The following is a 22,251-nucleotide window of genomic DNA, read 5'->3' as shown; positions in this document are numbered from 1 at the left end:
AGGCGCCGGCTTGGCGGTCAAAATACTCATTGGGCCCTCAGGCGCCGGATTTCATGCTGTCGATGCTCAATTTCATCTCACCAAGACGACGGGACAAGGCACCTACGTTCCCGGCCCCCTGGGTCAGCACCAGATCCCCCTCGCCAATCAGGTCCGCCAGTATCGCAGGGACATCGTCCGGAGTAGCGGCAAAGATGGGTTCCAGGCTGCCACGGGAACGGATGGAGCGGCACAACGCTCGACCATCTGCCCCGGGGATTGGCTCTTCGCCGGCGGCATAGACTTCCAGCATCACCAGCACATCCACCTTGGAGAGCACGTCCGAGAAGTCTTCATAGAGATCGCGGGTACGGGTGTAGCGGTGTGGCTGGAACACCATGACCAGGCGCTTGTCCGGCCAACCGGCGCGTGCGGCATTGATGGTCACCTTGACTTCGCTCGGGTGGTGACCGTAGTCATCCACCAGCATGGCCTTGCCACGACCTGTCTCGAATTCACCATATTGCTGGAAGCGGCGTCCTACCCCTTCAAACTTGGCCAGCGCACATATGATGGCATCATCGCCGATCCCGTCTTCGGTAGCGACAGCAATCGCTGCGGCAGCATTGAGCGCATTGTGGATGCCAGGCAGGTTCAAGGTCACTGCCAGCTCGCCTGCATCCTTGCGACGCACCCGGAAACAGCTGCGATTGCTGGTCTGCACGAAGTCCAGTACCTGCACATCTGCGTCGTCGCTCAGACCGTAGGTAATGGTCGGGCGAGCGATCTCGGGCAACATGCCACGGATCACGGGGTCATCCACACACACCACGGCCAGACCGTAAAACGGCAGGTTGTGCAAAAAGTCGATGAAGGTGGCCTTCAGCTTGGAAAAGTCGCCACCGTAGGTTTCCATGTGATCCGCTTCGATGTTGGTCACTATGGAAACCATGGGCTGCAGATGCAGGAAGGAGGCATCGCTCTCGTCCGCTTCTGCAATCAGGTAACGGCTGCTGCCCAGACGCGCATTGGTACCGGCGCTGTTGAGCAGACCGCCAATGACGAAGGTCGGATCCCTGTCCGCTTCGGCATAGATGCTCGCCACCAGACTGGTGGTGGTGGTCTTGCCATGCGTCCCCGCTATGGCGATACCATGACGAAAACGCATCAGCTCGGCCAGCATCTCGGCGCGGCGCACCACGGGTATGCGCAACTCGCGGGCAGCCAGCAACTCGGGGTTATCCTGCTTGATGGCGGTAGAAACCACCACCACGCTCGCCTCGCTCACGTGGTCGGCACTGTGCCCCACGAAGATATGGGCACCCAGCGACGCCAGTCGCTCAGTCACCGCATTTCGGGCCAGATCAGAACCGGTCACCTGATACCCTTCGTTGGCAAGCACCTCGGCGATCCCGCCCATACCGGCGCCACCTATGCCGATAAAGTGGATGCGACGCACCCGACGCATTTCAGGGATCATGGTACGCAGTTTTGCCAGTTCAACCTTGGTCATAGTTCTCTCTCATTCTGCCCGGCTGCAAGTCGCTTGCATTCATCGGCAACCCGCTCGGCGGCATCGGTAATGGCAACACGACGGGCGGCCTGGGCCATGTTCAATAGGGTTTCCCTGCGCCCGGCAAGCCAGGAGAGACGCGCAGCCAGAGAGGCCGTGGTCAGCTCGGATTGGGGCAGGAATTCAGCAGCGCCACCATCGACCAGAGTCAAGGCGTTGCGGGTCTGGTGATCATCCACCGCATGGGGCAGTGGCACAAAAATGGCGGCGACGCCGGCAGCGGCAACTTCGGAGACGGTCAGGGCCCCCGCGCGACACACCACCAGATCGGCCCAGGCATAGGCATCGGCCATGTCCTTGATAAACTCGCTCACCTCGGCATTGATGCCGTGCTGGGCATAGGCAGCGGAGACAGACTCGCCATTGCCCTTGCCACACTGGTGACGCACTTCAATCTGCACGCCGGCAGCCGCAACCGCCGCTGGCACCTGTTCGTTGAGCACCCGGGCTCCCAGGCTGCCACCGACGATCAGCAGATGCAGCGGCTCTGTGCTGCTGCTTCGCTGCGGATCCGGCAAGGCGACCACTTCGGGTCGAACCGGGTTGCCCACCACAGCGGTGCGACGACTCGGTGCAAATGCCCCCGGGAAGGCCATCAGCACCCGCTTGGCGAGGCGTGCCAGCAGTTTGTTGGTGAGGCCGGCCGCCGCATTCTGCTCGTGCAGCAGCAGGGGAATGCCGGACAGCCAGGCCGCCACGCCGCCAGGGCCTGAGGCAAAGCCGCCCATGCCGAGCACAACGTCGGGCCGTATGGTCTTGAGCACGCGGCGAGCCTGCAGCACCGACTTGACGATGCGATAGGGTGCAGCCAGCAGACGCTTGATGCCGTTGCCACGCACTCCCTGAATGTCGATGAAGGAGATGGGATAACCGTGGGCGGGCACCAGCTCGGCCTCCATACGGTCGGCGGTGCCGAGCCAGTGAATGGTCCAGCCCTGGGCCTTGAGGCGATCGGCCACGGCCAGGCCAGGGAACACATGGCCCCCGGTACCGCCTGCCATCACCAGCAGTGTCTTGCTCACGAAACCTCCCGCACACGCGCCTGGGCACTGGCCTGACGCAACTCGAAATCGATACGAACCAGCATGCTCACCGCCACCATCATGATGATGAGACTGGAACCGCCATAACTGACCAGCGGCAGGGTCAGCCCCTTGGTGGGCATCATGCCGCTGGCGGCGCCGACGTTGACGAAGGTCTGGAAGCTGAACCAGATGCCGATGCCAATGGCCAGATAGCCTTCATACAAGCGCTCGGCAACCAGAGCCTGGTGACCCAGCTTGAGCGCCTTGAACGAGAGCGCAAAAATGAGAAACAGCGCGCCCAGCACGCCGGCATAACCCAGCTCTTCACCCAGGATCGCAAACACGAAGTCGGTGTGGGCTTCCGGCAGGTACTCCATCTTCTGGATGGAGTTGCCAAGCCCCTCACCAAACCAGCTGCCACGACCAAACGCCATCAACGACTGGGTCAGCTGGTAACCGCTGCCAAACGGATCGGCCCAGGGGTCAAGGAAGGAAGTCACCCGCCGCATCCGGTACGGCTCGGCGATAACCAGAGTCACTACGGCGCTCACCCCCACCAGGATAAGACCGATGAATTGGCCCAGGCGCGCCCCTGCGAGGAACAACATGCCCAGAGAGGTGACAAACATCACGACCACAGAACCCAGATCAGGCTGGGCCAGCAGCAGAATAGCCACCACGAACAGCACTGCCATCGGCTTCATGAAACCGATGAAGCGCTCGCGCACCTCGCTCTGGCGGCGCACCAGGTAGCCCGCCAGATAGACAAACAGCGCCAGCTTGCCAAACTCCGCCGGTTGCAGGTTGAACGGGCCAAGGGGCAGCCAGCGGATAGAACCGTTGACGCTACGCCCCACCAGCAACACCAGCACCAGCATCAGGATGGCGAGTACCAGCATGGGGCCGTTGTAATGCTGCCAGCGTGCCATGGGCACCTGCAGCACAAACCAGGAGATGCCAAGAGCCATCACCAGAAACAGGCCGTGACGCTTCACGAACATGAAGGGATCGTTGTTGATGGCGATCCCCTCCGGGATCGAGGCCGAGGCCACTATCACCAGCCCCACCGCCATCAACGCCAGCGCCAGCACCACCAGCTGCCGATCGTAGAGACCCGCAGGGCGCGCCGGTAACAACCAGCGTTGCAGCAATCCTGCGACGGAGCGAAGGGCGCTCATAGTGCCAGCACCATTTTGGTGAAGTGATCGCCACGGGCTTCGAACGACTTGAATTGATCCAGACTGGCGCAGGCCGGCGCCAGCAACACCCAGTCACCCGGTCTGGCATCGGCTGCGGCCTTGGCCACGGCGGCATCGAGGTCGGATACCCGCTCGGTCTGCTCACCGAGAGCGAGCAGTATGTCGGCATCCTGACCGAAGCAATACATGTGATCGATCTGGTGGCCAAGCAGTGCCTGCAGCGGACCAAAATCCTGTCCCTTGCCCTGACCACCGGCCAGCAGCAACAGGCGTCCCTTGACAGCTTCCCGCACACCGGCCACGGCAGCCAGAGTGGCGCCCACATTGGTGGCCTTGGAATCGTTGATCCAGCGCACTCCGTTCACCTCCCGCACGAAGCGGGCTCGGTGGGGCAGGCCTTCAAAACGGCGCAGCACGGCGAGTTGCGGCTCGCGGGGAATGCCTACCGCATCGCACAGGGCCATGGCGGCCAGGGCATTCGCCTGATTGTGGGCACCGACGATCTTCATTTCGTCCACGGGGAGCAGCGGCTCACCATGCAGGGTCAACCAGTGGCGGCCATCCAGCAGGCAGCGGCCATAGCCGTTGCAGTCGAGACCGAAGCTCTGCCATACCTGACCCACGTCGGGCTGGGTCTGGGCATCGTCCCGGTTGACCAGAATGTGTTTGGAATGCTGGTGGATCTCCATCTTGGCGGCGCGGTAATCGGCCATCCCCTGATAACGATCCATATGGTCTTCAGACAGGTTCAGCACCACGGAGGCGGCGGCACGCAGGCTGTGGGTGGTCTCCAGCTGGAAGCTGGAAAGCTCCAGCACGCAGAGGTCCATCGGCTGCTTGAGCAGCTCCAGCGCTGGCGTGCCTATGTTGCCACCGACGCCAACCTTGAGGCCGGCCTCGGCAATCATCTCGCCGACCAGGGTGGTGACTGTGCTCTTGCCGTTGGAACCCGTGATGGCGATCACCGGCACCTGGGTCTCGCGCACGAACAGCTCGATATCGCCAACGATACTCACCCCGAACTCGGCCGCAGCTTTCAGTTCGGGAGTGGTCAGGGCAATGCCCGGGCTCGCCACTATCATGTGCGCCTGCTTGAGCAGATCGCCATCCAGCCCATGGATCAGTTCTACCTCGTCGGGCAGTTGATCCTTGCCAGGTGGATTGGCGCGGGTATCCATCACCAGAGGCGTGACGCCACGGCCGAGGAAGTAGTCGACGCAGGAGAGTCCGGTTTTACCGAGTCCGATGATGATGACCATGGCTTACCTCACCTTCAGTGTGGCGAGGCCAAGCAGCACCAGCATGAGAGTGATGATCCAGAAACGCACGATAACGCGCGGCTCCGGCCAGCCTTTTTTCTCATAATGGTGATGGATTGGCGCCATGCGGAAGATGCGCACGCCGCGCAGCTTGTAGGATCCCACCTGCAGGATCACGGAGACGGTCTCCATCACGAAGACCCCCCCCATGATCACCAGCAGAAACTCCTGGCGCACCAGCACGGCTATGGTGCCAAGCGCGCCGCCGAGGGCCAGGGAACCGACGTCCCCCATGAAGACCTGGGCCGGATAGGTATTGAACCAGAGAAAGCCCAGGCCCGCACCGACGATGGCGGTGCAGACGATCACCAGCTCGGAGGTATAGGGCACGTAGGGAATATGCAGGTAGTTGGCGAAGTTGACGTTGCCGGTCGCCCAGGCGATCAGGGCAAAGCCCCCTGCCACCATCACGGTCGGCATGATGGCCAGCCCATCCAGACCGTCGGTCAGGTTAACCGCGTTGGAGGTGCCGACGATGACAAAATAGGTCAGCACTATGAACATCAGTCCCAGCTGCGGCATCACATCCTTGAGGAAGGGCACCACCAGCTGGGTCTGGCCGTCGTGGGTGGCCGTGGTATAGAGGAACACAGCCACCAACAGCGCAACGGCGGATTGCCAGAAGTACTTCCAGCGGGCGATCAGGCCGTCGGTATTCTTGCGCACCACCTTGAGGTAGTCATCGGCAAAGCCGATGGCACCGTAGGCACCGAGCACGAACAGCACCAGCCAGACATAGGGGTTGTCGAGACGGCTCCAGAGCAGCACAGAGATGAAGATGGCTGCGATGATCATCAGCCCCCCCATGGTCGGGGTACCCCGTTTGCTCAGATGGGATTCGGGGCCGTCGTTGCGGATCACCTGGCCGAATTTCAGGATCTGCAGACGACGGATGAGGTGAGGCCCCATCCAGAGCGCCACCACCAGACCCGTGATGATCGACAAAATGGCGCGAAACGTCAGGTAGGAGAAGACGTTGAAGAAGGTGAAGTGCGGGGTGAGCAGTTCCGCCAGCCAGACTAGCATGTGGCTGACTCCTGACGGTCAACGACCATCTTGACGATATCTTCCATGCGGGAGCCGCGGGCACCTTTGACCAGAATCGAAATTTCTTGATGTGTATTTATCATTTGCGCAAGCACTTCAAACAACGACGCCTTGTTATCGAAATGTCGACCAGCCGCGGCATCTGCGGTGTGGCGACTCTGTTCCCCTACTGTCAGCACGGCGTCCAGACCGCACTCACTGGCATGGCGTCCGACCCGGGCGTGTTGCTCGGCAGACTCCTCACCCAACTCCTTCATGTCACCGAATACCAGCACCTTGTAGCCACCCATGGCAGTCAGGGCATCGATGCCCGCCAGCACGGACTCCACACTGGCGTTATAGGTGTCATCCACCAGTGTGAGCCCACCCCAGCGCTGTACGCAAAAGCGTCCCTTGACCGGCGCCATCTGCTCCAGCCCCGCCTTGACGGAGGCAAGCGAAGCTCCAAGCGCCAGACAGCCTGCGGCAGCAGCCAGGGCATTGGCCACGTTGTGGCGACCTGGAATGGCCAGAGTCAGGCTCAATTCCCCGTTCGGCGTCACCATCACAAATTCGGCGCAGCCTTCATTGTTAAGCACCACGTTTCGAGCGTGGTATGGTTGGCTCTGGTCTTCGATGGAGAAGGCGTTATGGATGCCGCGTTCCCGCCACTTCGGCCAGAATTCGTTGTCAGCGTTGACGATGGCGCTACCGCCCTCGCTCAGACCTTCAAAAATCTCGCTCTTGGCGTGAAAGACACCCTCAAGGGAGCCGAAGCCCTCCAGATGGGCCGCCGCCACGTTATTGATGAGGGCGGCATCGGGTCGGGCCAGCGACGTGGTCCAGGCGATCTCGCCCGGGTGGTTGGCACCCAGCTCCATCACCGCAAACCGGTGCTGCGGTTCGAGCCGCAACAGGGTCAGCGGCACGCCCACTTCATTGTTGAAGTTGCCGGCGGTGGCCAGCACTTCCCCTTCGTGCCGCAGGATGGCGGTCGCCATCTCTTTCACCGTTGTCTTGCCACAGCTACCGGTAATGGCCAGCACTTTCGGGTTGATGCGCTCGCGCACCAACTTGCCGATATGCCCCAGCCCCTTGAGACTGTCGGTCACGACAAGCTGTGGAATGGCCAATGGCAGCTCGCGCTCCACCAGCAGGGCAGAAGCCCCTGCGGCAACGGCCTGCTCGCAAAAATCGTGGGCATCGAAACGCTCACCGCGCAGCGCAACAAACAGGGCGCCCTTCCCCAAGGTGCGGGTGTCGGTACTGACAGTCGTGATCTCGCCGTCTTCACCAATCAGACGGGCATCAATCACCTGCGCCAGGTCGGCAAGCCTGAGGGTCATCATGTGAATGACTCCAATAATGTGTGCAAGGCGGCGGCGACGGTTTCCCGGTCGCTGTAGTGCCGCTTGTCGGTTCCAATGATCTGATAATCCTCGTGGCCCTTACCGGCCACTAGGATGATGTCCTGTTTGCTCGCCTGACCGAGGGCCAGTGCAATCGCCTTGACCCTGTCGTGCTCGACCTGCACAGCAGCAGGATCGCGAAGGCCCGCCACCATGTCCGCCATGATCTGGGCCGGCTCCTCGGTACGGGGGTTGTCGTCGGTGAGGATCACGCGATCCGCATGCTGCTCTGCCATGGCGGCCATCATGGGGCGCTTGCCGCGATCCCGGTCGCCACCGCACCCTACCAGACACCAGAGCTGACCTTCGCAGTGTACCCGCAGGGCCTGCAACGCCTTCTCCAGCGCGTCCGGGGTATGGGCATAATCGACCACGGCGAGCGGTGCATTGCCGCCACCGAAGCACTCCATGCGACCGGTCACCGGTTGCAATTGAGGCGCGGTTGCCAGCAGCGCGTTGAAGTCATAACCGAGCACCAGCATGGCGCCCATGGCGGCCAGCACATTGCTGACGTTGAAGCGTCCGAGCAAGGGGGCGGATAATACACCATTCCCCCAACTGGAGTTAATCTGTGTGCGAAAACCTTGTTGGTGGAAGTGGGGATCCTGCGCCGTCAGCTGTCGACCCGGATGGTCTGCAATCGGGCCGTTTACGCTGAATGCCACCGCAGCGGGATAGGCCGCCAGCCACTGGCGCCCCAGCCGGTCATCGGCATTGATGACGGCGCAGGGTTCATCGACCAGTTTGAGCAGCTCTTCCTTGGCGGCGCCATAGGCTTCCATGGTGCCGTGGTAGTCCAGATGATCCCGGCTCAGGTTGGTGAAAACGGCGGCAGCAAACGGCAGCGCCGCAACGCGATGCTGTACCAGACCATGGCTGGACACCTCCATCGCCACCAGATCCCCCCCCTGCTGTTGCAGGCTCGCAAGATTGGCCTGCACCTGCACGGCACTGCCGGTGGTGTTTTCTGCTTCAACCAGCTCACCGAACAGGCCATTGCCTATGGTGCCCATCACCCCGGCCTTGCCACCCAGCAGGGTACGCCAGTTGGCAACCAGCAGCGCAGTGGTGCTCTTGCCGTTGGTACCAGTGATGCCCACCAGATCCAGCTTGTTGGCTGGTTGCCCGTAAAAATAGCCAGCCAGCTCGGAGAGCCTGGCTGGCAGATCACGGATCCCGATGCAAGGAATGGTCAGAGGCGGCGCGACAAATTCTCCGTCCTCCTCAAACACGATGGCGGTCGCTCCCTGAGCCACCGCCTGTTCGATAAACCGTCTGCCATCCATCTGATGCCCGCGGATAGCGATAAAGAGACAGCCTGGCCCGACCCGCCGACTGTCCAGCTGGATATCGGTGAGGCTGAGCGCCGGAGCACTGATGCCGAAGGGGCGCAGCAGTGAATCAAGTGCGCGGTGCAACATGGGAAGCCTCCGTACAGGCGAGAAGGCGGGTGCTCAAACGGTAAAGCGACATGGAAAAGGCCCCGAAAACAACAGGAACAAACAAGGAATGCAGCAGATCAAGTACGTGGCGCAGCATGGGTGGCCTCCGTACGGGCAAGCTTGGGGGGTACCGAAGGCGGTATCGCATCGGGACGAATATTGAAAAGTTGCAGCACTCCACCCATGGCTTCGGCAAACGGTGGCGTCGCCACGGCACCGCCATAGTAAGCGCTGCCCTTTGGCTCGTTGATCACCACCACCATGACGAAACGGGGATTGCTGGCCGGGGCGAAACCGGCAAACCAGGCCATGTAGTCCTTGCCGTAACCGCCGGCGACGGCGACTTTGGCGGTACCACTCTTGCCGCCAACCCGATAGCCAGGGATCTGTGCTTTCGGGATGGCATTGCTGACCACATACTCCAGCGCCTGCAGCATGGCGGTGGCATTGTTGTGGTCGATGACCTGTTCACCCTTGGGCGGCGTGGTTACCTTGACGATGGAAAGCGGCACCCGCTTGCCCTTGTTGGCCAGAGTGGCATAGGCAGACGCAAGTTGCAGCGGGGTGACCCGCAGACCATAGCCAAAAGAGAGGGTTGCCCGCTCGATATCGGACCAGCGGCGGCGCTGGGGCAGCATGCCACTGCTCTCGCCCATCAGACCGCTGCCGGTATCCATGCCGAAGCCGACCATGCTGAGGGTATTGATCATCTCCTGCGCCGGCATCCGCAGCGCGATGCGCGACATGCCGATGTTGGAGGAGTAGCGCAATATGTCATACAGGTTGGTCGCTTTGTGGATACTCACGTCGCGGATCTGCTTGGCCCCGATAAACAGGGGCCCACCCGGGATAATGTCCTTCCAGCTGGTGACTCCCGCCTGCAGGGCGCTCAACAAGATCAGGGGCTTGATGGTCGAACCCGGCTCATAGGTATCTGTCACTACCCGATTGCGCACCCGAAAACTCTGGTACTGACCGCGGTTGTTCGGGTTGTAGGAGGGGGTGTTGACCATGGCGAGCACCTCGCCGGTCTTGATATCCAGCATCACCATGGAGCCGGACGTCGCCTTGTTCTCGTCGGTAGCATGCTTGAGGGCACGATAGGCGAGCGCCTGTACCCGTTGATCGATGCTCAGCTGCAGATCGTTGGCGTTCTTGCCCTCTTTGACCAGCCCGAGTCGCTCTATGACTCTGCCCTGGCGGTCTTTGCGCACCCGCATCTCGCCCGGCGTCGCCGTCAACCACTCGTTGTAGCTGCGCTCGATCCCCTCGATGCCACTGCCATCTATGTTGGTTACCCCCACCAGATGGGCGCTGATCTCGCCGGTCGGATAGAAGCGACGTGCCTCGGGACGCAGATAAATGCCGCCCAGCTTGAGGCCCTTGATGTATTCCGCCACTGCCGGTGTCACCTGCCGCTGCAGGTAGACGAAGCGCTTGCTCGGGTTGGAGATGCGGTGCTTGAGGGTATTGATGTCGAGCTTGAGCACGGCAGAGAGCGCGAGCCAGGCGCGCTCATTATGGATGGCGCCAGATTCGTGCACGGTTTTGGGGTCGGCCCAGACCGCTTCTACCGGTACTGACACCGCCAGCTGTTCGCCGTTGCGATCCGTGATCATGCCACGCACAGCCTGGGTGGAGGTGGTTCGCAGGGAACGCATATCCCCTTCCTGACGCAGTCGATCCGGGTCAATTACCTGGATCCAGGCCAGCCGCAGGATCAGGCCGGCAAACGCAATGCCGATAAAGAACACCAGCGTGCGAAAGCGCCACGGATAGAGTGACGGCGCTTTGGCTTTGGGTGGAGTCTTGGCAGATGCCTTGCGTTTCATGGTTGTGTAATTACCTTCTCGGTGGTCACCAGCGGGCGAGCCATCTGCAACTTGTCCATGGCCAGACTCGCCACCCGGGAATGCTCAGCCAAGGTGCCCTGTTCCAGCAGCAGGTGGCGCCATTCGATGTTGAGTCGATCCTCCTCGGCCATCAGATCGTTCTGCTTGGCTGTCAGACCGCGAGTCATGTTGGTCACCAGGATCACGCCAAAGGCGGTGATCAGCACGGCAAAGGCCAGTACAACCGGCAACTTGTGCCGCCAGAGATCAGCGAGGATCTCTTTGGCCAGATGAACACGCACCTCGCTCATGGCTTACTCCGCCAGACGCTGGGCGACCCGCAGCACAGAGCTGCGGGATCGGCTGTTTTCGGTGACTTCATGCTCGGAAGGCTTGAGCGCCTTGCCGACCGACTTCAATTTGCGACCACCGGCCAGTTGGGCCTCGGTCAAGGGGATACCGCGCGGCACTTCGGGGCCTTTCTCGTGCTTGCGGATGAAGTGTTTCACCAGCCGGTCTTCCAGCGAGTGGAAGCTGATGACGGAGAGGCGCCCTTCTGGCGCCAACGCCTGCAGGGCACCGTCCAGCGCTGTCTCTATCTCGTCCAGTTCGCTGTTGATATAGATACGGATCGCCTGGAAGCTGCGTGTGGCGGCGTGCTTGCCCTTCTCCTTGCTCGGATTGACCCGGGCAATCATCTCGGCCAGCTGGCGGGTCCGTACGTAGGGCTCGGTGACCCGATCGTGGACAATGGCACGGGCTATCTTCTTGGCAAAGCGCTCCTCGCCGAAGGTCTTCAAGACCCAGGCGATATCATCCACATCGGCACGGGCCAGCCACTGCGCGGCACTCTGGCCGGAGGTGGGATCCATGCGCATGTCGAGCGGGCCGTCTTTCATGAAACTGAAACCACGTTCGGCATCATCCAACTGGGGTGAAGAGACACCGAGATCCAGCAGGAAGCCATCCACTTTGCCCAGCAAACCGCGCTCATCCAGATAGGAAACGATACCGGAGAAGGGACCATGCACGATTTCAAAACGGGGATCCTGGATCTTGGCCGCCTCGGCAATGGCCTGGGGATCCCGATCGATAGCGATTAGCCGGCCATTGGGGCCAAGGTGCTGGAGAATGAGACGAGAGTGACCACCACGGCCAAAAGTACCGTCCACGTAGATGCCGTCCGGCTTGATGGCCAGCCCTTCAACGGCTTCGTGCAACAGCACTGTGATGTGTTCAGCGGCTTGGGTCATTTATAAAGAAAAATCCTGTAGTCGTGGCGAGCTTGCCCAGTCATCCTCAGGCAAGCCCTGAATGTCATCATTGACCTGTTGTTGCCAGCGGGCTTCATCCCACAGCTCAAACTTGTTGAGCTGGCCCACCAGCATGATCTTCTTGTCCAGCCCTGCGTGGCTGCGCAGTGGCTGGCTCAGCAGCAGACGGCCATTGCCGTCCAGCTCGCATTCGGTCGCATGGCCGAGCAACAACCGCTGCAAGCGGCGTTCTACGGGATTCATGCTGGAGAGCATCTTGAGCTTGCGCTCGATCTCTTCCCATTCGTTCAGGGGGTAAAGCAGCAGACAAGGATGGGCAATATCTATGGTGCAGACCAGCTGGCCGTCGCTTTCGTCGCGCAGCCAATCACGGTACTTGGTCGGAATCGCCAGTCGCCCTTTACTGTCCAGGCTGATGGCATGTGCACCACGCAACAAATTGCAGTCCCTGAAAATGAGTTAAGGGGGCAAATCGCCCGATAAAAACCACTTTGATCCACTTTTCCCCACCTTGAAGTTTAAGGACGTGCTGAGGGCTTTTCAAGCGAGGATATCGGGCATGGGGAACATATTGACGCAGCGTTTGGTCACTAAGGATTAAATGAGTTGATTTTCCACAGGTTATTTGTGTTAACCGCGATACGATTAATTGAAATCAATTAAAAAATAAACAAGTTGAACAAATAAGACACACCAGTGTCATCTCTCGTTGGCCCAACGACAAACAACACTGATACTGCACACAGATGAACCATAACCATATGTTTTATAAAGAACTATTGTGGTTAAAAATCATTTATCAACAAATATCACGGCTCAAACAGGGCAATATTTCTCCAAAAATAAAAAAGAGCCTCGCGATAAATCGCAAGGCTCTTCAGAAAGAGGTCGGAGTCGGCCTGTAAGCCGGGTTCTGTACCGGGTTGCCCCGGGTAGCAATCATTCCTCTAGGCCAGCAATCGCTCGCTGGCTCAAGCAACCTACCCGCCCCCAACGCGGGCCGCGCCAATAGGGGCCTATTTGGTCTTGCTTCGGGTGGAGTTTACCGTGCCACGAACTGTTACCAGACGCGCGGTGCGCTCTTACCGCACCCTTTCACCCTTACCTGATCCCTTGCGGGCCATCGGCGGTTTGCTCTCTGTTGCACTGGTCGTGGGCTCACGCCCCCCAGGCGTTACCTGGCACCCTGCCCTATGAAGCCCGGACTTTCCTCCCCTCCGCCCGTCTGTCCCGAGAGACACAACGACGAAGCAGCGATTGCCCAGCCGACTCCGAGGCGCGGATTATAGCCTTGCGATACGCACGGGGTAAACCGGCAATTCCCGTTTACAGCCATTTATCGCGCTTTGGCCTCCGTTGACAGGCTGAATGCTTGTCGGTACGGGTGAACGCGCTGGTCAGAAAACAGTCTGCCGGCCTATTTCGCCGGCTTAATAGTGCTCTAATCCGTACTTGTAGAGGGCATTTTTCTTCACACCATGGATTTCTGCGGTGAGCGCCGCCGCTTTTTTCAGTGGCAACTCGGTCACCAGCAACCCCAGGGTACGGATCGCCTCGGCAGGCAGCTCTTCATCCGTTTTGCTGGCTCCCGCGACCACCAGCACTATCTCGCCACGGCAGCGGTTATCATCCTGACCAAGCCAGGTCAGCATCTCGGAGGCGGGCAGACCATGGATGGATTCGAAGGTCTTGGTCAATTCGCGGCACACCACTACCTGACGCTCCCCCAGAATGCGAGCGATCGCTTCTACCGTATCCTGCACCCGACGTGGGGACTCATAAAATACCAGTGAGCGGGTGTCTTCGATCACGGCCTGCAATCTGTCATCACGCCCTTTGCTTTTGGCGGGCAAAAAACCTTCGAATGCGAAGCGGTCGGTCGGCAAACCGGCTGCGCTCAGGGCCGTGATGGCGGCACAAGGACCAGGCAGTGGTACCACCTTGACGCCGGCTTCGCGACAGCGGGTGACCAAGTGGTAGCCTGGGTCGCTGATGAGCGGAGTCCCCGCATCGGAGACCAGAGCGACGGTCTTGCCTTCCTTGATCCGGCCGATCAGCACATCGGCTTTCTGCTGCTCGTTATGATCGTGAATCGCGAAGGTGGGTACCGAGATTTGGTAGTGGCTCAGCAGGATACCGGTATGACGCGTATCCTCGGCAGCCACCAGATCGACACTACGTAAAATGTCCAATGCACGCTGGGTAATGTCCGCCAGATTACCGATCGGAGTGGGGACTATATACAGGGTTGGGATGTCACTCATGGGATCTCCGAGTGTCCCGACAATTGTGTCGCCATATTGGCCCGTTTACACTATGGGGAACTTCAACACTGGTCGGGGAATGAACTTGAACCGGGTTACAAAGCAGCTAAGTGTATCACGACTCTTCGGCATCATACTCGCGGCAGCACTGCTCGCCGCCTGTGCGTCGGGGCCCAATCAACCTTCCGGGCAGCCAGGTATGCCGTCGGCCTTCTCGGATCTGACCAAAAATGCCCAGTGGTATCTGGAGCAGGTGGATCCTGTCAAACCTGCCGAAGCCTTTACTTGGCAGGTGATGGCGGCACGTAGCTACTTGGCACTCGGCCAGGCCAAGCCGGCATCGGCGCTATACCAGCAACTACAGAAGCAGGCCCAGAGCGCGGAGCAGAAAGCGCAGCTGCAACTGTTGCAGGCACATCTGTTGCTCGCCCAGGGCAACGCCAACCAGGCGCTGATCCTGCTGGAGGGCAAACCCGACGTGCCGCTGGATGCCGATACGCAGAAAAATTGGTATCGCCAGCGGGTAGTGCTGCAGCTGGATATCAACAACAAGTTTGGTGCAGCCAAGTCGCTGATCTTGATGGAGCCCTATCTGGCCCAGAATGAGCTGGCGACCAACCATCAGCAAATCTGGTCTCTGCTCAAAAGCATGACACCCTCCACCTTGCAGGCACTGGAAGAGGCGCCAGCCCCTGACGTGACAACAGGTTGGCTGCGACTGGCGGCACTGGTTAACGAGTTCGGTGCCCAGCCCAGTCAACTGGCCCGTCAGCTGGCAGGATGGAAACAGGCTTTCCCTGACCATCCGGCCCAGAAAGACATGCCGGCCGGTCTGGGGGATCTCGCCACCAGCCACATCAATGCGCTGCAGCAGATCGCCGTGTTCCTGCCGCTCTCGGGCAATCTCGAGCCGCAGGGCGCCGCCATTCGCAACGGTATGTTGATGTCTTACAAGGAGAATCAGAGCCAATTTACCCTGAACTTCTACGACACCCAGACCAAGGCGATGGGCGAACTCTACAAGCAAGCCATCCAGGAAGGGGCCAACATGATCATTGGCCCGCTGCTCAAGGACAGAGTCGAGGAGCTGCTCAAGGCCAATCCGACCGTGCCCGTGCTGGCGCTGAACGAGTTGGACAAACCTATCGTCAACGACAGCACCTTCTACTTCTCGCTCTCTGCCGCTGCCGATGCAGCCCAGGCTGCGCAATATCTCTACGGTCAGGGTTACCGAAAACCGCTGCTGATCGCGGCCCAGGGCCGAATTGGCTACAGCAGTATCAAGGCATTCGAGCAGGCATGGGCCACAGTGAGTCAGGACAAGCCGGTCGTGGCCACCTTTGGTGCTCGTAACGAAGTGCAGGGCATGGTCAAGAATGCTCTGAGTGGTCGCTCGACCGCACGGGCCGGGGAGGTGGTACAACTATCCGCAGCCGCGCCACGCAGCATAGATGTGGTCTACGTGGTCGCCAATAGCCTGGAGACCCGGATGATCAAGCCCTACGTGGATATCTCGGTCAATCCCATGGGCAGCCTGCCCATCTACAGCAGCTCACGCAGCTACGACAGCGCCACCACAGAGGTCGCTTCCGAGCTCAATGGTATGCACATCTCAGACATGCCGCTGCTGCTGGGTGGCTACGAGCAGCAACGGGAGCAGATCGCACTGCTCTGGCCGCAGACCCAGGGTGACCTGATGCGCCTGTTCGCACTGGGCTACGATGCCGTCAGCCTGGCAGAAAACCTGCAGCAGATGCGCAAGGTCAATGCCATGCAGCAACCAGGCATGAGCGGACAGCTGAGCGTGGATGCCAATGGCAACATTGTGCGGGTACTGGATTGGGCCACCTATCAGAATGGTGAACTGGTCAGCGACAGTGCAGCACCTCAGATTGAGGGAGCCCCCAATGAAGGGTCTATTGGCACGGATGAGCCAGCAGTGGCAGAACCTGTTTCCGTCACCGACGAGCAAGGGACAACACTTTGAGCAAGTAGCGGAACGCTGGTTGCAGGCTCGCGGCCTGCAACCCGTGACTCGCAACTACCGCTGCCGCGGCGGCGAAATCGATCTCATCATGCGCCAGGGGAATACCCTGGTGTTTGTTGAGGTCAGATACCGCGCTCATGCCAGCCATGGCGGGGCAGCCAGCTCTGTCACCCGGCGCAAACAGCACAAGATCGTGCTGGCAGCGCGCCACTATTTAACGCAACATGCCATCAACGAGGCCAGTCAGGCCTGCCGATTCGATGTGATCGCGTTTGAGGATGACCAGCCAAACTGGATCCAGAACGCATTTTAAGAGGACCCTATGACTGACCGCATCAAAGAAAACTACACCGAAAGCATCCAGACCAAAATTGCCGCCGCCGAGGCGCTGCCGGACGCTATCCATACTGCGGCCCAGATGCTGACCATCTGTCTGCTCAATGGCCACAAGGTGATGGCATGCGGTAATGGTCCCTCTGCGGCACTGGCCCAGCTGTTCATCTCCGAGCTGGTCAACTGTTACGAGACCGAACGCCCTTCCCTGCCGGGCATGGCACTGACCCCAGACATGGCAACCATCAGCGCCATCGCCACTGATCACGGCTTCGAAGAGGTCTATGCCAAACAGATCAGAGCCCTGGGGCAAGCCGGTGACATCCTGGTGGTCATCACCACGACAGGCAACAGCCGCAGCCTGATCAAGGCCGCAGAGGCCGCTCTTTCACGGGATATGACCATAGTGGTACTCGGCGGGGGAGACGGTGGGGAAATCGCCGGACTGCTCGGTCCCAACGATGTGGAGATACGGGTACCATCCGCCCGACGCCCCCGTATTCTGGAGGTTAACCTATTGACCCTGCACTGCCTGTGTGATCTCATCGACCAGACACTTTTCCCGCAACAGGAAGATTGAAACCATGAAGAAGCAAACTCTCCTGCTTGGCCTGCTGGCTGGCACCCTGCTGCTGCAAGGCTGCGCAGCCGTGGTGGTAGGCGGTGCCGCAGGCACTGCCAAGGCTTCCGGCGATCGCCGCACTCTGGGTGCCCAGTGGGATGATCAGGCCATCGAACTGAAAGCTGCCAATCTGTTGGCCGACAACAAACCGTTGAGTGCAGCCAGCAAGATCAGCGTCTACAGCAACAACGGCCGCGTACTGTTGGTGGGTCAGACACCTTCTGACGCTTACAAGCTCGAGGCTGGCAAAATAGTTGCCCGCATCGATGGCGTACGGCACGTCTACAATGAGCTGCGACTCGGCCAGCCAGTCAGCATAGGGGTACGCAGCAATGACTCCTGGATCACCTCCAAGGTCCGTGCAGACATGCTGGGGGCCAAGAACTTCGACAGCGCCAAGGTCAAGGTGGTCACCGAGAACGGCGAGGTGTTCCTGATTGGCCTGGTGACTCGCAAGGAAGGGGACCACGCCGTTGAGATAGCTCGTCACGTCAGTGGCGTGAAGCGCGTGATCAAAGCGTTCGAGTTCGCCCAGAACTGAGCACGCAGGTAGCAAACTGATATAAAAAAACGCAGCCAGTTGGCTGCGTTTTTTTATTTGATGACTTTCAGCGTCGGCCGACCGGTCGGACGCGGTGGTTCCGGCTCAGGCTCCACCGGTGCTTCAGCCTGCTCCAGCCAGAGGTCGTAACCTGGCTCGGGCGGGAACAGGGTGCCCACTCCGTTCTCCCTGGCATGAATTGCCAATATGGCAGCCATAGGGATATAAACCTGCTGGGAGACACCGCCAAAACGGGCACTGAAGCTGACCGCTTCATTGTCCATGTGGAACTGTCCTACCGCCCGCGGCGCTATGTTCAGCACTATCTGCCCATCCTGAACAAACTGCATCGGCACCATCACATGGGGGATATTGACGTTGACCACCAGATGCGGTGTCAGCTCGTTATCCAGCAACCAGTCAAAGAACGCCCGTAACAGATACGGGCGACTGGGTGTCATTGTTGGTTCCATGCTCATACGCCAGCGCGGATCTCACGTTCAGCTTCAGTCAATGAAGCCTGGAAAGATTCACGCTCGAACAGACGAACCATGTAGGCTTTCAGCTCTTTGGCACCACGACCGGCGAAATCGATCCCCAGACTGGGCAGACGCCACAACAGCGGTGCCATGTAGCAATCGACCAGACCGAACTCTTCGCTCATGAAATACGGCATTTCACCGAAGATCGGCGCGATGGCCAGCAGGTTGTCACGCAATTCGGCACGCGCCGCATCGACATCGGTACCTGCCATGATCTTGTCGGCCAGGGAGTACCAGTCCAGCTCGATGCGATGCATCATCAGACGGCTGTTACCACGGGCAACCGGGTAAACCGGCATCAGGGGCGGGTGCGGGAAGCGCTCGTCCAGATACTCCATGATGATGCGTGAGGTGTACAGTGCCAGCTCACGATCGACCAGAGTCGGTACAGTGTTGTACGGGTTCAGCTCGGCCAGCTCATCCGGCAAGTTGCTTGGGTCAACCTGGCAAATATCTACGCTAACACCCTTCTCCGCCAGGACAATACGCACCTGATGGCTGAACATATCGTTGGCACCGGAAAACAGCGTCATTACCGAACGCTTATTGGCAGCTACAGCCATTGAACCCTCCCGTCATTAAAAAGCAGAAACGGCAATGAAGCATCTTGGTCTTCATTGCCGTGCATTATATTACCCGGATCTGGTCGCTTAGTGAACGTCGCGCCAGAATTCCTTCTTCAACAGCACAGTGAAGATGAAGAAGATTACGATGAATCCAAGTACCCAGAAGCCCATGCGTTCGCGCTCCTGTTGTACCGGTTCAGCCGAGTAGACCAAGAAGTTTACCAGATCCAGTACCGTCTGATCATACTCTTCGTTATTCATTTCACCGTTGCCGTCAGATTTGACACTGACAACCTGCTGTACGTCCACCCCATCCACAGTGTGAGTCGCAAACTCGGCACGGGGCGTGCCTTGCAGCGGCTCCAGCACGTGAGGCATGCCCACGGACGGGAAAACAGCGTTGTTCACGCCAAACGGACGAGTCTCATCCACATAGAAAGAGCGCAAATAGGTATAAACCCAGTCAGCCCCGCGCACCCTCGCTACCAGCGTCAGGTCGGGAGGTGGAGCACCAAACCACTTGGCAGCATCCTTCTCCGACATTGAGATTTTCATCAGATCACCGATTTGGGCTCCCGTGAAGATAAGATTTTCCCTCATCAGCTCATCAGGAATCCCCAGGTCTTGCGCAACGCGGTTGTAGCGCTGGTACTGGGTAGAGTGACAACCGGCACAGTAGTTCATGAAGGTCGTGGCACCACGCTGCAGAGACGTCTTGTCACTCAAGTCATAGTCGGCCTGGTCCAGTGGGAAAGTACCGCCAGCAGCAAGCGCCAGGCTGGGCAGCAAGGCCAGCACTGCAAATATTATTCTTTTCATTTGAATGTCACCCTCTCCGGCAGCGGCTTGGTACGCTCATTCTTGCTGTAGAAGAACAGCAGGACAAAGAACCCGAAATACCCCAGCGAGCAGAACTGGGCAACCAGGGTCAAGGTCGGGGTCGATGGCAAGACGCCGAGGATACCGAGAATGACGAAGCAGACCACGAACTGGGCAATATTCAGCTTGTGCAGCGTACTGCGATAGCGAACGGAGCGCACCTTGCAACGATCCAGCCAAGGCAGCAGGAACAGCACTACGATGGAGAGACCCATCATGATGACGCCGAGCAACTTGTCCGGCACAGCCCGCAGGATGGCGTAGAAAGGAGTGAAGTACCACACAGGAGCGATATGCGCCGGCGTCTTCAGACCATTGGCCACTTCAAAGTTCGGCTTCTCGAGGAAGTAGCCCCACATATCCGGCTTGAAGAAGATGATGGCGCAGAAGAAGAACAGGAAACCGGCCACGCCGATCATGTCCTTGACGGTGAAGTAAGGGTGGAAAGCCACCGCATCCAGCGGCCAGCCGTTAGCATCCTTGTGCTTCTTGATGTCGATGCCGTCAGGGTTGTTGGAGCCCACTTCGTGCAGCGCCAGTATATGCATGGCCACCAGCATCACCAGCACCAGCGGCAACGCTATGACATGCAGTGCGAAGAAGCGGTTCAGGGTCGCCCCCGAGATGACGTAGTCACCACGGATCCACAGGGTCAGATCCTCTCCGATCACCGGAATGGCACCAAACAGCGAAATGATGACCTGAGCCCCCCAGAATGACATCTGGCCCCAGGGCAGCAGATATCCCATGAAGGCTTCCGCCATCAGCACCAGGAAGATCAGCATGCCGAAGATCCACAGCAACTCACGCGGCTTCTGATAAGAGCCATAGATCATGCCGCGGAACATGTGCAGATACACAACGACAAAGAACGCTGAGGCCCCGGTGGAGTGCATGTAGCGCAGCAGCCAGCCGTAGTCCACATCCCGCATTATGTATTCGACTGAAGCAAAGGCACCCTCAGCGGAGGGGTTGTAGTTCATGGTCAGCCAGATGCCGGTGATGATCTGATTGACCAGTACCAACATGGCCAGCGAGCCAAAGAAGTACCAGAAATTCAGGTTCTTTGGTGCCGGGTACTTGGCCATATGGTCGTTGTACATGGCAGTGAGCGGAAAGCGATAGTCAATCCAGCCCATCAGTTTGGAAAACATGGTCAGGCCTCCTTGCCATCATCGGCACCGACCAGAATGGTGGTGTCGCTAAGATATTGGTACGGCGGAATGACCAGGTTCAAGGGTGCAGGCACCCCCTGGAACACTCGACCAGCCATGTCGAACTTGGAGCCATGGCACGGGCAGAAGAATCCGGAGGTCACGCCTTGAACCTGCTCACCGAAGTTATCCGGCAGGTAGGAAGGAGAGCATCCCAGATGGGTACAAATGCCGACCGCAACAAAGATTTCGGGTTTGATGGATCTATAGCCGTTATGGGCATAATCCGGCTGCTGTGGTTCGTCAGATGCGGGATCCCGCAGCTGGCCATCGTGAGCCGCCAGTGCATCCAGCGTCTGCTTGGTGCGTTTCACCACCCAGACCGGTTTGCCTCGCCACTCAACACGGATGAGCTGGCCTGGTTCCAACTTACTGATATCCACTTCTACCGGAGCGCCCGCCGCTTTGGCCTTGGCACTCGGGTTCCATGACTTTATAAACGGCACTGCGGTAAAAGCAGCTCCTACCCCACCAACGGCAACCGTTGACCAGGTAAGAAATCTGCGGCGACCGGTATCAACTGGCGCATTGCTCATCCAAAAACTCTCCCATGTGGACTCCGCACATTCTTATTGTGTCCCTGTTCCCCTTTCTTCCATGACAACAGCGGCGGAAGCGGAGTTACAATTGTCACAGAAAAACCGAGGGAATTTTAAAGAAAAGATAACAACTTGACAAGAAAGACCAGCGAAGGGCAAAAACAATAAATATACATTTTTTTGTCTTTTGTGACGTGGTGTTAGCATTGGCGTAGGTAATATTACCAATAAAAAAAGCCTGGCACATGGCCAGGCTTTTTTGACACTCGTGAGAGTGAGTACAAAAAGCGAATTAACGCTTGGAGTACTGCGGACGCTTACGAGCTTTGTGCAGACCGACTTTCTTACGCTCAACCTTACGGGCATCGCGAGTAACAAAGCCTGCTTTACGCAGTTCGGCGCGCAGGGTTTCATCGTACTGCATCAGAGCACGAGTGATACCGTGACGGATCGCACCAGCTTGACCGGAGATGCCACCACCATTAACGGTGATGTACAGATCCAGTTTCTCGGTCATCTCAACCAGTTCCAGCGGCTGACGAACTACCATGCGGGCAGTCGGACGGCCAAAGTACTGCTCCAGGGAGCGCTGGTTGATTACGATTTTACCGCTACCCGCTTTGATAAACACGCGAGCAGTGGAGCTTTTGCGACGGCCGGTACCGTAGTATTGATTTTCTGCCATG

The 22,251-nt window shown here is 58.9% G+C and carries 22 protein-coding genes and 1 other RNA gene; 4 read left to right on the top strand and 19 right to left on the bottom strand.

Annotation, left to right across the window (positions count from 1 at the left end; genetic code table 11):
- Positions 1-37 precede the first annotated feature (37 nt).
- From murC to rsmI, 13 genes are all read right to left on the bottom strand, one after another.
- The gene (murC, locus tag GWQ31_RS17135) at positions 38-1,492 is read right to left on the bottom strand and encodes a UDP-N-acetylmuramate--L-alanine ligase (protein WP_219614712.1); all 1,455 of its coding nucleotides are present in this window, start codon (positions 1,490-1,492) and stop codon (positions 38-40) included.
- Positions 1,489-2,574: an undecaprenyldiphospho-muramoylpentapeptide beta-N-acetylglucosaminyltransferase gene (murG, locus tag GWQ31_RS17130; RefSeq protein WP_265462655.1), complete on the bottom strand. Its 1,086-nt coding sequence runs from the start codon at positions 2,572-2,574 to the stop codon at positions 1,489-1,491. The genes murC and murG overlap by 4 nt, the downstream gene beginning before the upstream one ends.
- A complete protein-coding gene (gene ftsW / locus GWQ31_RS17125) occupies positions 2,571-3,755 on the bottom strand; it encodes a cell division protein FtsW (protein WP_005314192.1) in 1,185 nt (394 codons plus the stop codon). Before ftsW ends, murG begins: the two co-directional genes overlap by 4 nt.
- The gene (murD, locus tag GWQ31_RS17120; protein WP_275909877.1) at positions 3,752-5,035 is read right to left on the bottom strand and encodes a UDP-N-acetylmuramoyl-L-alanine--D-glutamate ligase; all 1,284 of its coding nucleotides are present in this window, start codon (positions 5,033-5,035) and stop codon (positions 3,752-3,754) included. Before murD ends, ftsW begins: the two co-directional genes overlap by 4 nt.
- 3 nt (positions 5,036-5,038) lie before the next feature.
- A complete protein-coding gene (gene mraY / locus GWQ31_RS17115; protein ID WP_005314196.1) occupies positions 5,039-6,121 on the bottom strand; it encodes a phospho-N-acetylmuramoyl-pentapeptide-transferase in 1,083 nt (360 codons plus the stop codon).
- Positions 6,115-7,470 carry a UDP-N-acetylmuramoyl-tripeptide--D-alanyl-D-alanine ligase gene (gene murF / locus GWQ31_RS17110; protein WP_265462653.1) on the bottom strand — a complete coding sequence of 452 codons (1,356 nt, stop codon included), beginning with the start codon at positions 7,468-7,470 and terminating at the stop codon, positions 6,115-6,117. The genes mraY and murF overlap by 7 nt, the downstream gene beginning before the upstream one ends.
- Positions 7,467-8,951 carry a UDP-N-acetylmuramoyl-L-alanyl-D-glutamate--2,6-diaminopimelate ligase gene (gene murE / locus GWQ31_RS17105; RefSeq protein ID WP_265462652.1) on the bottom strand — a complete coding sequence of 495 codons (1,485 nt, stop codon included), beginning with the start codon at positions 8,949-8,951 and terminating at the stop codon, positions 7,467-7,469. Before murE ends, murF begins: the two co-directional genes overlap by 4 nt.
- A gap of 98 nt (positions 8,952-9,049) precedes the next feature.
- The gene (locus GWQ31_RS17100; protein WP_005314203.1) at positions 9,050-10,804 is read right to left on the bottom strand and encodes a peptidoglycan glycosyltransferase FtsI; all 1,755 of its coding nucleotides are present in this window, start codon (positions 10,802-10,804) and stop codon (positions 9,050-9,052) included.
- Positions 10,801-11,115, bottom strand: a complete 315-nt coding sequence (gene ftsL / locus GWQ31_RS17095) for a cell division protein FtsL (protein ID WP_005314205.1) — start codon at positions 11,113-11,115, stop codon at positions 10,801-10,803. The genes GWQ31_RS17100 and ftsL overlap by 4 nt, the downstream gene beginning before the upstream one ends.
- Before the next feature lie 3 nt (positions 11,116-11,118).
- Entirely contained in the window at positions 11,119-12,057 is a 939-nt protein-coding gene (gene rsmH / locus GWQ31_RS17090; RefSeq protein WP_021140325.1) for a 16S rRNA (cytosine(1402)-N(4))-methyltransferase RsmH, read from the bottom strand.
- Complete coding sequence (mraZ, locus tag GWQ31_RS17085; protein ID WP_021140324.1) at positions 12,058-12,516, bottom strand: division/cell wall cluster transcriptional repressor MraZ; 459 nt, start codon at positions 12,514-12,516, stop codon at positions 12,058-12,060.
- A 448-nt stretch (positions 12,517-12,964) separates the two neighbouring features.
- An RNA gene (gene rnpB / locus GWQ31_RS17080) (RNase P RNA component class A) lies at positions 12,965-13,351 on the bottom strand.
- Positions 13,352-13,508: 157 nt separating this feature from the next.
- Positions 13,509-14,342: a 16S rRNA (cytidine(1402)-2'-O)-methyltransferase gene (gene rsmI, locus GWQ31_RS17075; protein WP_275909876.1), complete on the bottom strand. Its 834-nt coding sequence runs from the start codon at positions 14,340-14,342 to the stop codon at positions 13,509-13,511.
- Positions 14,343-14,541: 199 nt separating this feature from the next.
- On the opposite strand from rsmI, the gene GWQ31_RS17070 reads away from it, so the two are divergent.
- From GWQ31_RS17070 to dolP, 4 genes are read left to right on the top strand one after another with little or no spacing between them, the layout of a single operon-like run.
- A complete protein-coding gene (locus GWQ31_RS17070) occupies positions 14,542-16,329 on the top strand; it encodes a penicillin-binding protein activator (protein ID WP_275909875.1) in 1,788 nt (595 codons plus the stop codon).
- Positions 16,250-16,642, top strand: a complete 393-nt coding sequence (locus GWQ31_RS17065; protein WP_275909874.1) for a YraN family protein — start codon at positions 16,250-16,252, stop codon at positions 16,640-16,642. Before GWQ31_RS17070 ends, GWQ31_RS17065 begins: the two co-directional genes overlap by 80 nt.
- Positions 16,643-16,651: 9 nt before the next feature.
- Positions 16,652-17,242: an SIS domain-containing protein gene (locus tag GWQ31_RS17060; RefSeq protein WP_005314325.1), complete on the top strand. Its 591-nt coding sequence runs from the start codon at positions 16,652-16,654 to the stop codon at positions 17,240-17,242.
- A 4-nt stretch (positions 17,243-17,246) separates the two neighbouring features.
- A complete protein-coding gene (gene dolP / locus GWQ31_RS17055; protein ID WP_265462648.1) occupies positions 17,247-17,825 on the top strand; it encodes a division/outer membrane stress-associated lipid-binding lipoprotein in 579 nt (192 codons plus the stop codon).
- 53 nt (positions 17,826-17,878) lie between these two features.
- Here dolP and GWQ31_RS17050 read toward each other — a convergent pair whose 3' ends face one another.
- The 6 genes from GWQ31_RS17050 to rpsI all read right to left on the bottom strand — a co-directional run bounded on the left by GWQ31_RS17050 (position 17,879) and on the right by rpsI (position 22,250).
- On the bottom strand, positions 17,879-18,304 hold the full coding sequence (locus GWQ31_RS17050; protein ID WP_017412546.1) for a ClpXP protease specificity-enhancing factor: 426 nt from the start codon (positions 18,302-18,304) through the stop codon (positions 17,879-17,881).
- Positions 18,301-18,930: a stringent starvation protein SspA gene (gene sspA / locus GWQ31_RS17045; RefSeq protein WP_005314352.1), complete on the bottom strand. Its 630-nt coding sequence runs from the start codon at positions 18,928-18,930 to the stop codon at positions 18,301-18,303. The genes GWQ31_RS17050 and sspA overlap by 4 nt, the downstream gene beginning before the upstream one ends.
- 87 nt (positions 18,931-19,017) lie before the next feature.
- Positions 19,018-19,752 carry a cytochrome c1 gene (locus GWQ31_RS17040; RefSeq protein ID WP_265462647.1) on the bottom strand — a complete coding sequence of 245 codons (735 nt, stop codon included), beginning with the start codon at positions 19,750-19,752 and terminating at the stop codon, positions 19,018-19,020.
- Positions 19,749-20,966 (bottom strand): cytochrome bc complex cytochrome b subunit, encoded by a 1,218-nt coding sequence (locus tag GWQ31_RS17035; RefSeq protein WP_005314360.1) that lies wholly within the window; start codon positions 20,964-20,966, stop codon positions 19,749-19,751. Before GWQ31_RS17035 ends, GWQ31_RS17040 begins: the two co-directional genes overlap by 4 nt.
- 2 nt (positions 20,967-20,968) lie before the next feature.
- Positions 20,969-21,562: a ubiquinol-cytochrome c reductase iron-sulfur subunit gene (petA, locus tag GWQ31_RS17030; protein ID WP_005314362.1), complete on the bottom strand. Its 594-nt coding sequence runs from the start codon at positions 21,560-21,562 to the stop codon at positions 20,969-20,971.
- 295 nt (positions 21,563-21,857) lie between these two features.
- Positions 21,858-22,250, bottom strand: a complete 393-nt coding sequence (gene rpsI, locus GWQ31_RS17025) for a 30S ribosomal protein S9 (RefSeq protein ID WP_005314365.1) — start codon at positions 22,248-22,250, stop codon at positions 21,858-21,860.
- Between the last annotated feature and the right edge of the window lies 1 nt (position 22,251).

Source organism: Aeromonas sp. 2MA4 (assembly GCF_029237305.1).
GTDB lineage: Bacteria > Pseudomonadota > Gammaproteobacteria > Enterobacterales > Aeromonadaceae > Aeromonas > Aeromonas salmonicida.
This window is presented reverse-complemented; position numbering and strand designations above follow the sequence as displayed.